10 protein-coding genes are annotated in these 13603 nt (G+C 61.7%); 9 read left to right on the top strand and 1 reads right to left on the bottom strand.

The features are described 5' to 3' along the window. Window positions 1-89: 89 nt before the first annotated feature. Window positions 90-314 carry a hypothetical protein gene (locus tag LOL23_RS00320; protein ID WP_160975988.1) on the bottom strand — a complete coding sequence of 75 codons (225 nt, stop codon included), beginning with the start codon at window positions 312-314 and terminating at the stop codon, window positions 90-92. 940 nt (window positions 315-1254) lie between these two features. On the opposite strand from LOL23_RS00320, the gene LOL23_RS00315 reads away from it, so the two are divergent. The 9 genes from LOL23_RS00315 to LOL23_RS00275 are packed head-to-tail and all read left to right on the top strand — an operon-like array spanning window position 1255 to window position 13602. Next, window positions 1255-2319, top strand: a complete 1065-nt coding sequence (locus LOL23_RS00315; protein ID WP_237172963.1) for a polysaccharide biosynthesis/export family protein — start codon at window positions 1255-1257, stop codon at window positions 2317-2319. Between the two features lie 11 nt (window positions 2320-2330). Continuing rightward, window positions 2331-2774, top strand: coding sequence for a low molecular weight protein-tyrosine-phosphatase (locus LOL23_RS00310; protein WP_202411567.1), 444 nt, complete (start codon window positions 2331-2333; stop codon window positions 2772-2774). A 21-nt stretch (window positions 2775-2795) separates the two neighbouring features. Beyond that, the gene (locus tag LOL23_RS00305; protein WP_237172956.1) at window positions 2796-5030 is read left to right on the top strand and encodes a polysaccharide biosynthesis tyrosine autokinase; all 2235 of its coding nucleotides are present in this window, start codon (window positions 2796-2798) and stop codon (window positions 5028-5030) included. After that, on the top strand, window positions 5027-6499 hold the full coding sequence (locus LOL23_RS00300) for a lipopolysaccharide biosynthesis protein (RefSeq protein WP_160975982.1): 1473 nt from the start codon (window positions 5027-5029) through the stop codon (window positions 6497-6499). The genes LOL23_RS00305 and LOL23_RS00300 overlap by 4 nt, the downstream gene beginning before the upstream one ends. After that, window positions 6496-7911, top strand: a complete 1416-nt coding sequence (locus LOL23_RS00295) for a polysaccharide pyruvyl transferase family protein (protein ID WP_160975980.1) — start codon at window positions 6496-6498, stop codon at window positions 7909-7911. The genes LOL23_RS00300 and LOL23_RS00295 overlap by 4 nt, the downstream gene beginning before the upstream one ends. Beyond that, window positions 7908-9038 (top strand): glycosyltransferase, encoded by a 1131-nt coding sequence (locus tag LOL23_RS00290; protein ID WP_237172955.1) that lies wholly within the window; start codon window positions 7908-7910, stop codon window positions 9036-9038. Before LOL23_RS00295 ends, LOL23_RS00290 begins: the two co-directional genes overlap by 4 nt. Before the next feature lie 3 nt (window positions 9039-9041). Continuing rightward, window positions 9042-10946 carry an asparagine synthase (glutamine-hydrolyzing) gene (gene asnB, locus LOL23_RS00285; RefSeq protein ID WP_160975976.1) on the top strand — a complete coding sequence of 635 codons (1905 nt, stop codon included), beginning with the start codon at window positions 9042-9044 and terminating at the stop codon, window positions 10944-10946. Further along, on the top strand, window positions 10943-12181 hold the full coding sequence (locus LOL23_RS00280) for a glycosyltransferase family 4 protein (protein WP_237172954.1): 1239 nt from the start codon (window positions 10943-10945) through the stop codon (window positions 12179-12181). The genes asnB and LOL23_RS00280 overlap by 4 nt, the downstream gene beginning before the upstream one ends. Before the next feature lie 38 nt (window positions 12182-12219). Then, the gene (locus LOL23_RS00275) at window positions 12220-13602 is read left to right on the top strand and encodes a phenylacetate--CoA ligase family protein (RefSeq protein WP_237172953.1); all 1383 of its coding nucleotides are present in this window, start codon (window positions 12220-12222) and stop codon (window positions 13600-13602) included. Window position 13603: the final 1 nt, after the last annotated feature.

The following is a 13603-nucleotide window of genomic DNA, read 5'->3' as shown; positions in this document are numbered from 1 at the left end:
TGCCATGTATTTGTGCAAAAGGCAAAGAGTACCTTGGCGCCCAAACAAGGCGGCCACCCACGCAGCTGAAAGAGGCGTGTGGCGCCAGGCTAGAACAGCAGGCTGGCCAGCACAACCACTACACCGCCAGCGATGAGCGCCCCGGCATTGGCGAACGTGTTTTCGTTTTTATTGACGTAGTCGTAGATGGCCTTGCCGCCGGCCACACAGGCCACGCCCGCCAGCGTGAGCGCGCTGCCTTCGGGCGCCAGAAAAGCCGCAATGAGAAGACCGGCCGCACCATGCAATGCCAGCCCGGGGAGACGCTCGCGCATGCGGTTGCTCTCAGGGGATCGCAGAGCGTGCCGTGGCGCTTTGCGTAGCAGATCAATGTGACTGATGTTCACGGTTGTCACGTCCAGTTTCGTTTGATACCCGATTATAAACGGACTGTTACCTCGTGAGCATGCGCGCTTATCCGGATGATGAAAACCCGCATTCCGGACCCTCACCATACTGACACTACAAGTTTGTTGCAGCCGTGGCGAAGATGTAAACGTCTATTGTCCGTACCGACGGCGCACTATCCCGCTTAACGACCGGAACTATGAGAACTGAACTTATCAGGGCTATCCCTTAAGCCGACAAAACTTTTCGTTCAGATGTAGAAGAACGCGGTTTGTTACAGGCCGCCCGCCGTGCTTTGGTACAGTCGTTCGAACCCGAACCATACCGGTTTTGCAGGATTCCCGGTATCAGACAAAAGGACGGATACGATTTGCTGAGCAGTCCAGGCAGAGCATCCCCGAGCGGGCAACATCATCCAAGCGCAACATGCGCAGTCAGCGGCGGCAAGCCCGGCGCACCCAACGCTCCTTCGAGGGATTTCAACGGCCGGCGGCGGCTGATCGCAAACACCCGCGACACGCCTGAACCAGCCTAGCGCGGCCGCCGGGTATGCCTCCTTCGGGATGCCATAACGCCGCCATCCTGCCTCGCAGAGAAACGCATCTGCGTGTAACTCTCAGTATTGTCTTTATTTGAAAGACGGCAGATGCGGCAACGCCTGCCCACGCAATTTATTGGCACTCGCCGCGCCAACGCCAATAAACCGCGCCGTCACCAAGCTTGTGCGCCTAACACGAAAAAGTTGATTCGATGAAAGTAACTGTTCCCGCAGGAACCTATGACAGGAAAATTCGTACCGCCAGGCTATCCCTGACGCTCGCTGTCGTGTGCGTATTGTCGGCATGCGCGCTGACACCCGGAATGCATATGGGGCGCCCATCGGACGTAGCCAAGGAGCTGGCCCGCGACGATGCACCCGCAGGCGCGCTGACGCCCATCACCGCAGAATTGATTGCGACACAGAAGACGGCACTGGACGAGGAAGTCAGCGCGGAAGTGCGGCAGCTTTTCGGCAAACCCAAGACTTATCGCATCGGACCTGGCGATATCGTCAACATTGTCGTCTGGGGACACCCGGAACTGGCCATGACGCCGGCAACCTCCAATCGCAGCACAGGCTCGTCCAGCCAAGCCGATGTCGGTAACGGCTACAACGTCAACGCTGACGGCACCGTGCAGTATCCCTTTATCGGCGCTGTGCAGTTGGCCGGACTGACCGAAAGTGAGGCACGCGCCAAGCTCACGCGCCTGCTTTCCAAGTATGTACAAAACCCGCAGATCACCGTGCGTGTGCAGGCGTACCGACACCTCCGCATCTATGTCGACGGGGAGGTGCGCGCACCCGGCCTGCAGGTGATGGACGACATACCGATGACACTGCCCGAAGCCATCAATCGCGCCGGCGGTTTCACGCCCCAGGCCGATCGATCCGCCATCGTGCTGACGCGCAAGGATAAAACCGTCGAGATCAACATCCCGCGACTGACGCGCTTGGGCGTGAATCCGAGCCGCATCATGCTCAACAACGGCGACTTGGTGCGGGTGGTGAATCGCAACGAATCCAAGGTTTTCGTACTAGGCGAAGTGATGGCCCCCGGCGCGCTGGATATGCGCGACGGCCGCCTGACCTTGACTGAGGCGCTGGGCGAAGCCGCTGGCGTCAGCCCTTATACCTCGGAGCCCAGTCAGATCTATGTCATCCGCAAACCACCTGCACCCAGCGGGAAAGAGTTGGCGGTAACCGATGCCAAGGTCTTTCACCTGAACGCAAACTCGCCCTCGGCTTTCCTGCTGGCCAATGAATTCCAGCTCCAGCCGCGCGATGTGGTGTTTGTCGACCCCGCGCCGGTGGTGCGCTGGCAGCGTGTGATCAGCAACATTACGCCGAGCTACGACTCGCTGTTCATCAACACCCACAACAGCACCAAGTAGGGGCCTGGATCATGAACACCATTCTCGTTGTATGTGTGGGCAATATCTGCCGAAGCCCGGTGGCCGCCGCCATGCTCAAGACGGCACTGCCGGACAAAAAAATATTCTCGGCGGGGTTGGCCGCCCTGTCGGGCAAGCCCGCCGACAAATTGGCGCAGCAGGTCGCCGCTCGCGAGGGCATCGACCTCTCAGAGCATCGGGCGCAGCAGATCAGCGCATGGATGTGCGAAGAGGCCGATCTGATCCTGGTGATGGAGGACCGCCACCGGCGCGACCTGGAACGCAAGTTCCCGCTTGCCAGGGGAAAGATACGCTGCCTCGGCGACTTCGAACAGCAAGGGCCAATCGATATTGATGACCCCTATCGCCAACCGCTGGCGGCCTTCGAGACCGCTCACTCAACCATTGCCCGCAATGTCGGGTACTGGGCCGCGCGCATCGCGCAGCTCAGCTAAGCTTCGCGGGCCTATCGCAGAATGACGAAAGCAGACAGCAATACCCCTTCCCTTGCCGACCTGAAAGAAGGCGACGACATTGACTTCATGAGCATGCTCGATGTCATTGTCGAAGCACGCTGGCTGATCGGCATCATCACGCTGATCACCACACTGCTCGGCGCCTTGTATGCCTTTCTGAGCCAGCCGGTGTATCAGGCCGACAGCCTGATCCAAGTGGAGCAGAACCAGCCCGTGAATTCAAACGTGCTCAGCGAGGTGTACAGCATGTTCGACGTGCAGTCTCCCGCCACTGCGGAGATCGAGATCCTGCACTCGCGCCTGGTCGTGGGCCAGGCTGTCGATAACCTGAAGCTTTATATCAGCGCACGGCCCAACTATGCACCGTTCATCGGGCCGTGGCTGGCGGCGCGTTCGACCGAACTTTCCGATCCCGGGGTGCTGGGCTTCGGCGGCTATGTATCGGGCAATGAATCGATCAAGCTGCGCGCGTTGTCAGTGCCCACCCGCCTGGAAGGCCAGACGCTCACGCTGGTCGCCAGCGAGCGCGGCTACACACTGCATGACCCCGACGGCAAAGTGCTGACCGAGGGCCGCGTAGGCGAGCAGGTCACCTACGGGCATGGCGAGGACGCGGGCACGATTGAGGTGGAGTCTCTCAAGGGCAAGCCTGGTGCGGAATTCTTGCTGGTGCGGCAATCGCGCCTGTCCATGGTTCGGCGCCTGCAGGACCAGCTCATGATCACCGAGCGGGGCAAGCAGTCGGGCGTGCTGGCCATTACGCTTGCGGGCACCAACCCGCAACGGATCACCAACATCCTCAACGCCGTCGGCGACGCCTACGTCAAGCAAAACGTCGAGCGCAAAGCAGCCGAAGCAGAAAAATCGCTGGCCTTCCTGGATGACTTCCTGCCCGAGCTCAAGCGCAAGATGGACGATGCGGCAACGCGCTACACAAAGTTCCGCGATGCCCATGGCACATTCGACCTGACGACGGAAGGCTCGCTCTCTCTCAACACGTCGGTGTCGCTGCAGAACCAATTGTTCACGCTGGAGCAGAAGCGCCGCGAGCTGCTGGCGCAATATACACCCGAGCACCCAGCCATGCAGGTCGTGAACGAGCAGATTGCCGCCGTGAAGAAAGAGCTCGACGCCCTATCAGCGCAGATCCGCAAGCTGCCGGACCTGGAGCAGCAACTGCTGGATCTGATGCGCGATGTGAAGGTTAATGGCGAGCTGTATGTGAACCTGCTCAACAGTGCTCAGCAACTGCGCCTGGTCAAGGAGGGCAAGGTCGGCAACGTTCGGGTGGTGGACCAAGCAGTCATGCCGATCAGCCCCATCAAGCCCGACCGCCCCTTGGTCATTGCCATAGCCATCCTCGCCGGGCTGATTGTCGGCGTAGGTGTTGCACTGGTGCGCAACATGCTGCGGCCCGGCATCAAGGATCCGTCGGACATCGAATCGACCCTGGGCCTGCATGTTTACGCGACCATTCCGCACTCGGCGCCGCAGTACAGCCTGCAGTCGTTGATCGCGAGCCGCGCCGCCGGGAACCACGTGCTGGCGATTGCCTCGCCCAAGGATCCTGCCGTGGAAAGCCTGCGCAGCCTGCGCACCGCACTGCAGTTCATTCTGCTTGATGCGCCCAATAACATCGTGCTGTTCACAGGTCCGACTCCAGGTATCGGCAAATCATTCTCCAGCGTGAATTTCGCGGCCATCCTGGGCGCAGGCAACAAGCGTGTGCTGCTGGTGGATGCTGACTTGCGCAAGGGCTACCTGAACCAGTACTTCGGCATGGACCGCCGCGATGGTTTGAGCGAACTGATTGCCGGCAGCCTGAGCCGCGAGAAAGCGATACGACACAACGTGATGCCCAACGTGGACTTGATTACCACCGGCACACTGCCGCCCAATCCGGCTGAACTGCTGATGTCTTCGGCGGCGACAACGCTGATCGACGAGCTGTCGAATGACTACGACCTGGTGCTGCTCGACACCACACCGGTACTGGCCGTATCGGATGCCATGGTGCTTGCGCCCAGGGCGGGCACGGTATTCCTGCTGGCGCGAGCCGGCACGACGACTCTGGGTGAAATCGAGGAATCAGCCAAGCGTCTGCGCAATGCCGGCGCCCACGTGAAAGGCGTGATTTTCAACGACCTGGTGGCGACCTCAAGGCGGTACAGCGGCAAGTACAGCAACTACCGCTATACCAACTATGAGTATGACACCGAAGGACGCAGCCAGTGACTACTCTGAACAGGAAAATCGGCACGGGTATTGTCTGGAACGTGGCTAATATGCTGGTCAGCCGCGGCGCGTCCGTGTTGTTCACCCTGTTCCTGGCCCGCTTCCTGGCGCCGGAGGCCTTTGGACTGATGGCGATGGTCGCGATCTGCTACGCCATCGCCGACGCCCTCATGGTGTCTGGCTTCGGCCAGGCCATTATTCGACAGCCGTCGATCACGCCCGAAGACCTGTCCACCGCGTTCTTCGCCAACCTGGCTCTGAGCCTGCTGCTCTACCCTTTGCTTTATGTATCGGCGCCATGGGTTGCGCAGTACTACGGGCATGCGGACCTGACGCTGATGCTTCGCGTCATCGGTGTGGTGTTGTTCATCAATGCGTTCAAGGTGGTGCAACTTGCGCTGATGAACCGCGATATGGACTTCAAGACGCTGATGCGCGTCAACTCGACAGCAACTATTGTGGCGGGTGTGCTGGCCGTGGCCATGGCTTATGCGGGCTTCGGTGTCTGGAGCCTGGTGGCGCAATTTATCGCCATGGCCACAGTGTCCACCGTGCTGCTGTGGGTGCACAGCACCTGGCGTCCGCAGTTGAACTTCAGTGGGGCGGCGCTGCGACGGATGTTCGGCTTCGGCTCCATGCTGACTATCGAGGGCGTGCTCAACGTCCTGTACGAGAACGCCTACATCCTGGTTATCGGCAAACTGTTCACGCCCGAGATCACCGGCCTGTATTACTTCGCCAAACGCATCCGCGACCTGGTGGTTGACCAGGTGAATGCCGCAGTCCAGCAAGCCACGTATCCGGCCATGGCACAGATACAGAACGAGGCCGACGGCCTGCGGATGATGTACCGAACGATTCTGCAACTGCTGTTCTTCGTGATCACACCATGCCTGGCCGTGCTTACGCTGTTGAGCGAACCGCTATTCGCGCTTGCGTTCAACCCACGCTGGATGCCAGCGGTGCCCTATCTTCAACTGCTGTGCATCGCGGGCGTTGTCTTCCCGGTGCATACCATCAACCTGAATATGCTGAAGGTCAAGGGACGCAGCGACCTCGTGCTGTATGTGGGCCTGGTGAAGAAAGGTTTGCACCTCGCATTGCTGGCCGCCACCGCCCCCTTCGGCATCATGGCCATCCTGATCGGCCAGGTGGTGGCGGCCGCGCTGTCCTGCCTGCCTTACATGTACTACTCGCACACGCTGCTGGGTTACCGCCTCGCCCTCCAGTTGCGCGACATCATCAAGCCAGTGTTCGCCTCGGCCGTCGCAGCCGCGCTGGCCTGGGGCCTGTTGCTCGGTATCGACGCCGCACCAATGCTCGCGGTGGCGGCAGGCTCCGCCTGCTTCATCCTTACGTACGCAATCGCCGGGCAATTACTTTCAGTGGAGGGTTTTGTGCTGATCCGCAACAAGCTGCTGGCGCTGCATGCCCGGCAGATCAAGAAGCGCGCGGGGGTTCAGACATGAACACGACCCATGCGCCATTGGGCAAGACGCTGTTCGCCGGCGAATACACCTCGCGCAATGTGGGCGACGGCATCATTCGTCTGGCCATTGAGAAGCTGTGCGCTGATCATGGCGTTGCTGCCGAGTTCAGGGACTTCTTCGGCAAACCCGCCCTGGACCACACGGCCGACGCACACAGTGCAGGGATCGCGGCCCGCGGCGCACACAACCACAGCACGCCGGACAGTCCAGATGGCTCGAGCAGCTTGCGCACGTCGGGCGCACCGGCCCCTGCGCCCGCGCAAACAGGCGTGGGCCTAAAACAGTGGCTTCTGCGCTCGCCCACCGTGAACTATGCCATTGCCCTGCTCTTCTATGCGACGCGCTACCGGCGCATCGCCGCCGGCTACGACGTGCGGCAATACCAGCGCGTGGTTATCGGCGGCGGCAATCTGCTGATGGACAACTTCCTGAACTTTCCACTGCAGATCCTTCGTATCGTGCAGCAGTGCGAACGACACAAGGTGCCGGTTTCCCTGTTTGCGGTCGGCGCGGGCAAGCGCTACAGCTGGCTGTGCCGCAAGATCGTGGCCCGCATCGCCGCCTCACCGGCGGTCACCGCCATCGTCTGCCGCGACGAACATTCGCGCAATCTGGTCGCGCAAGCTGCTCGGCCGCACGATGCGACCAAAATCACCGCGGGTTACGACAGCGGGCTTTATCTCGCACGCCCGAAGAATGACATGCACACCGGGACGTGCATCGATGCCCCGGCTAATGAACCCACCCATGAGCGCAGCGTGTTGCGCACTGGCCACCACACCGATGGCAATATCGAGGGTGGCGCCAGCAACGCTGCACCGCAGGGCAAGCTGGGCTTGGGCGTCATCGCTCCGGATGTGCTGGCCGCGTTGATGCCTGATCATCCGATGGCCGACCGCAGCTTCGCCGTGCAGTGGTGGATAGAGGTGGCACAGGCGCTCGCAGCGCGCGAAGGCGCGCACCGCATCGAGATCCTGTCCAATGGCGCACCACCCGACAACACCTTTGCGCACGAACTGGGTACGGCGCTCGAACGTGTAGCGCCGGGCATTTCAGTGTGCGCGGACATTGACAGCCCCCATGCGCTGATCAAACGAATCAGCGGCTATCAGGCTTTGGCCGCATGGCGCATGCACGCCGCCGTCACCGCCATTGCCATGAATGTGCCGGTGATCGCCTTTGAGTGGGATCCAAAGGTACGCGAACTGTTTGCCTATTGCCGGCAACCGTCGGCCTGCACCCCCCTTGCGCGGTTCCATGAAAACCGCCCCCAAGATGTCGCGCGCGCGCTGCTGAATGCAAGGCCCATCAGCCTTGAAGGCGTGCGCCAGCGCCTGCGCGACGATTTCGTGCGCGCGGTGCTCGCGCCGGCCAGCGGGAGTCAGTCATGACACAAGCCATTGCCCTCTTCATTCCTTCGCTCAACGGCGGCGGCGCCGAACGCGTGATGGTGTCATTGGCCAACGGCCTGGCAGCGCGGGGGCTGCCGGTGGATCTGGTGCTGCGCACCAACGAAGGCATCTACCGCTCTCAGGTGGACGCACGTGTCAACGTTATCGTACTGTCCGCCCGGCGCACGCTGGGCACCGTGTTCGCCCTGGCACGCTACCTGCGCACCCGGCATCCGCGCGTAATGCTGTCCGCGATGAATTATGTGAATGTGGTTGCCGTTTGGGCACGCGCGCTGTCGGGCGCGAGCACGCGACTGGTGCTCTCCGACCACGCAAACCTATCGCAGGCCATGGCCGATGCGGGCGGGCCGGTGGCGCGCGTACTGCCGGGCATCATGCGCCTGTCTTATCCGCGCGCGGATGCCGTGGTGGCCGTTTCAAATGGCGTGGCCGACGATCTGGCGCGTCGCATCGGCTACCCGCGCGACCGCATTGCCACCTGCCACAACCCTATCGAGACGGTCGCCTTGGTGAAGCAAAGCGGCGAGCCGCTATCTCACCCCTGGTTCACGCCGGGCGGTCCGCCGCTCATCGTGGGCGCGGGCCGCCTGAGCCCCGAAAAGGACTTCGGCACGCTGATACAAGCCTTCAACCTCGTGCGCGAGGGCCGGCCTGCGCGCCTGGCCATTCTGGGCGAAGGCACAGAACGCCCTGCCCTGGAAGCCCTAGTGCAGTCATCGCCGTACCGCGATGACATTCTGCTCGCCGGCTTCCAAGCCAATCCCTACAACTGGATGCGCGCTGCATCGGTGTTTGTGCTCAGTTCACGCTGGGAAGGGTTTGGCAATGTCCTGGTCGAGGCTATGGCCTGCGGTACACCGGTGATCAGCACCGCCTGCCCGAGCGGGCCCGAAGAAATCCTGGGTCATGGAAAGTGGGGCCGGCTGGTGCCGGTGGGCGATGCGCCCGCGCTGGCCGACGCCGTACGCGACACGCTGGGCGCTACTCGTGCCGATTTCGATGTGCGCAGGCGCGCGCAGGACTTCAGCGTCGATAAAGCCGTCGATGCCTATCTCGCCGTGCTGGATCCCCAGCACTCTGTAAACCCTCGCACACAAAGGATGTAGCATATGTGCGGCCTGGCCGGCTTTTATACCTCTGATACAAGCTGCCCGCGCGAGCAGGCGGGCTTAATGATGGCGGAGGCGATCGCGCACCGCGGCCCCGACGACACAGGCATCTGGTCGGACGACCGGTGCGGCCTGACGCTGGCACACAAGCGGCTGGCAATTCTTGACCTCTCGCCGGCCGGCCACCAGCCCATGCACTCGGCGTGCCGGCGCTATGCCTTAGTGTTCAACGGCGAAATCTACAACCATCTCTCGCTGCGCGAGCAACTTGCGCGCGAAGGCGCCGCGCCGTCGTGGCGCGGGCACGCCGATACCGAAACTCTGTTGGCCTGCTTCGCCGCTTGGGGCGTCGAAAAAACGCTGCAGGCAGCCATCGGCATGTTTGCCATCGCCCTGTGGGACAAGCAAAACCAAACACTTACCCTCGCACGCGACCGCCTGGGCGAAAAACCGCTGTACTGGGGCTGGCTCGGCGGAAACCTGTATTTCGGCTCGGAGCTCAAAGCGCTCAAGGCACACCCTGCTTTTCGCGCCGACATTAACCGCGATGCGGTGGCCATGCTGCTGCGCCATGGCTATATCGGCGCACCGCACAGCATCTATCGCGGCATCCATAAACTGCAGGCGGGCAGCTATGTACAGATAGCACTGTATACCGACGCCCTCGCGCAGGCTCGGGTCGGCGGCCCCGAGCAAGCCCGCCGCTACTGGCACGTGCGCCAAGCCATGGAGCACGCACGGGAGAACCCGTTCACAGGCAGCGACGACGAGGCCGTGCAAGCCATGACGGATAGCCTGAACAACAGCATACGCGGACAGATGCTCTCGGATGTACCGCTGGGCGCATTCCTGAGCGGCGGCATCGACAGCAGCCTCATCGTGGCGCTGATGCAGGCCCAGAGCAGCCAACCCGTACGCACCTTCACCATCGGCTTCGACGACCCCAGGTACAACGAAGCAGAACACGCGGACGCTGTCGCCCGGCACCTCGGCACCCAGCATACGCAAATGTTCGTGCGACCCAAGGACGCGCAGGACATGATCCCTGATCTGCCGGGCATTTATGACGAACCCTTTGCCGACAGCTCTCAGTTGCCAACTCTGTTGGTGTGCAAGCTTGCGCGCGAGCATGTGACGGTGGCCTTGAGCGGCGACGCTGGCGACGAACTGTGCGGCGGCTATAACACTTATCGCTTTGTACCGACGCTGTGGAAGCGAATGCGTCGTGTACCGGGGCCTCTGCGCCGCGCTGTCGCAGGATCTCTGGACCTGATGCCGTCCGAGGCATCCGGAAAGTTCGCAGCGCTGCTGCGTTCGAGCAGCCGCGAGGCATTCTTTCGCCAATTGAGCAGCCATTGGGATCGGCCCGAAGATATTGCACTCGCTGCATCCGAACCAGCCACCGCATATAGCGATCCAAGCCAGTGGCCTGACGACGCCAGCTATGAAGAATGGATGATGGCTGTGGGTGCCCAGTCTTACATGGCCGACGACATTCTGGTGAAAGTGGACCGAGCGGCCATGGCGAACAGCCTGGAGGTGCGCGTGCCCATGCTCGATCATCGCTTTGCAGAGCTGGCTTGGCGTATGCCGCTGCATATGAAGATACGCAATGGCCAGGGCAAATGGCTGCTGCGCCAGATTCTGTACAAACATGTTCCACCTGAACTGATTGAACGGCCCAAGAAAGGATTCTCGGTGCCGCTGGGCGACTGGCTGCGCGGGCCGCTGCGCGAATGGGCCGAGTCACTGTTGGCGCACGACAGGCTGCAGAACGACGGCTATCTGCATCCAGGGCCGATACGCGCCGCCTGGCAGCGCCATCTGGCGGGCAAGTCCGACAACGCAGGCAAGCTGTGGAATGTGTTGATGTTCCAGGCTTGGTTGGCCGGAGAACGAGCATGAGCGCCGCGCAACGCAACCGGCCGCAAGCGGCCCAACCGCAAGCCGCACAAGGGCGCGGGAATGCGTTTGCCATGCCGGTTACACGCGAACCGGCTGCTCGCGCGCAGCCTGTTCGCATCACACATGTCATCGTGGGGCTGGACATCGGCGGCGCCGAGCGCTTCCTCTTCCGGCTGATACAGGCGCATCAGGGCAACCCGGACTATGTCCACCGCGTGATTTCTCTTACCAGCCGCGGCGTGCTCGGGCCGCGACTCGAGGCCATGGGCGTGCCCGTCACGCACCTGGCGATGCGCGGCATTGCCGATACACCGCGCACTTACCTGCGCTTGGTTCGCGCACTCAGGTGCGACCGGCCAGATGTACTGCAGTGCTGGATGTATTACGCCGATCTGCTGGGAGGCCTTGCAGGCCGCCAATTGGGCATACGGCCCGTGCTTTGGGGCATACGGAACTCGCACCTGGAGTCGGGTGGCACTCGCCTGAAGCGTGGCATACGCAAGCTCTGCGCCATGTGTTCTTCCTCACTACCTACGCGCATTGTCTGCGTAGCGCATTCGGCGCAATCTGTGCATGCGGCCGCCGGCTATGACAGGCGCCGCATGATGGTCATTCATAACGGCTACGACCCGGATCAGTTCCAGCCCAACGCATCGGACCGTCGGCGCCTGCGCGGAGAATGGGGCATTGCGAACAATGCAGTGCTAGTGGGGTCGGTGGGCCGCTACAGCCCCGCCAAAGATCAGGCCAGCTTCATCCGCGCTGCCACCCTTGCTGGTCGGCGGAACGAGCGCCTGCGGTTTGTGCTGATTGGACGCGACCTGACGTCGGACAACCAGGAAATCATGACGCTGATACAGGCCAGCGGTTTCCCGGAGCGGTTTCTCACCTTGGGCGAACGGGCCGACGTGCCCGCGTGCATGAGCGCGCTGGATGTGTTCTGCCTGCATTCGCGAACTGAAGGCTTTCCGAACGTGCTGGGCGAAGCCATGAGTGTCGGCCTACCCTGCGTGACCACTGACGTGGGCGACGCACGTGTGCTGGTCGGCGATACCGGCAAGGTGGTGGCGCCTGGCGATACCGAAGCCCTGGCGCAGGCCATCGACGCACTGGCTGCCCACGACCTCGAGCAGTTGCAAGCGCTGGGCCAGGCCGCGCGCCGGCGCATTGAGCATAACTTCACGCTTGCCCACGCCGTGGGCAAATTCGAGGCCCTGTACATGGAGCGGGCCTGACGGGCCCTTCACCACGCAACGAAAGCGGAGTACCCGACATGGCACTGAAAGACTTGATATTGAACTACGCCCCTGTCCCCGTCCAGAACGCTGGGATCAGCGTCTACAACACAATGCTGTACCGCCAGCGGCATAACGGCGAATACCGCAACTGGCGCGCGTATTACGAGAAGTTCGAGCGCGCTGGCGCCGGCGCGGTCCGCGCTGAAGCGAAACGCCGCCTGGCGGCCTTTCTCGCACACGCCACACAGCACTCGCCGTGGTACGCAAAACACCGCGGCAAGCCGTTGAGCGAGTTTCCCATTCTCGAGAAAGCTGAGCTGCTGGCCCACATGGACAGCATCCGTACAATCGGCGAAAAGGAAGGCATCATCAGCCTGACCGGCGGCACGACGGGCGCGTCCATGAAAGTGATCTACGCGCACAACGATATGCAGGAGCGCTTTGCACTCAAGGATCATTTTCGTGGCCGCTACGGCTACCACCTGGGCCGCAAAGCAGCATGGTTCAGCGGCAAGGGCCTGGTACGACCGCAGGATATTGCACGCGGCAACATACATCGCGACGACTACATCAACCGCATCCGCTTTCTATCCACCTTCCATATCAGCCAGTCCAACTTCGACGCCTATTGGCGGGCGATGTGCGATTTCCTGCCCGACTATATGGTGGGGTTTCCGTCCAGCGTCTATGACTTGTGCGTCATGGCGTTGGAACGCGGGTTGACGTATCCGGGTAAAGTCACCGCCTTCTTTCCAACAGCGGAAACGGTGATACCCGAGTATCGCGATGTTATCCCACGCGTGATGGGCTGCCAGGTCGTGGACCAGTACGCAGCCTCGGAAGGCGCGCCCTTCATTCTGCAATGCCCACACGGCCATCTGCACATCCACCCGTTGACGGGCATCTTCGAAGTGGTGGACGAGAATATGCAGCCGGCAAGGGAAGGCGAGATCCTGGTAACCTCCTTCACCACGACCGGCACGCCACTCATCCGCTATCGCATCGGCGACCGCATCAAGCTTGCGAATGAATCGTTTCACTGCCCATGCGGCTCGCCCTTTCCCGTCGTCGAATATATCGATGGCCGAACCTCGGATTTCGTGTGGTCGCCCGAGAACGGCCGCGTCAACCTGGGCAACTTGAGCAATAGCACCAAGGATATCGAAGGCATCATCTGCTTCCAGGTTGTGCAGGATGAGCCCGACGTGATCACGCTTTCTGTGGTTGCCGGCAAGGCCTTCGACGCCACGCAGCAGCGGAACTTCGTGAACGCCTTGAGGCTGCGTGTGGGTAGCCGGATGGCAATCAACTTGAATCTGGTGGACGCCATCCCTCGCGAGGCTAGCGGCAAGTTCCGGATCGTCAAGAATCGCCTCAAACCTGAGCAAATGCAGGCTCAGGCTCTGAAGGCCGCCTGAG

Origin of the sequence: Paracandidimonas lactea (assembly GCF_021653995.1) — a bacterium.
Lineage (GTDB): Bacteria > Pseudomonadota > Gammaproteobacteria > Burkholderiales > Burkholderiaceae_B > Allopusillimonas > Allopusillimonas lactea.
This window is presented reverse-complemented; position numbering and strand designations above follow the sequence as displayed.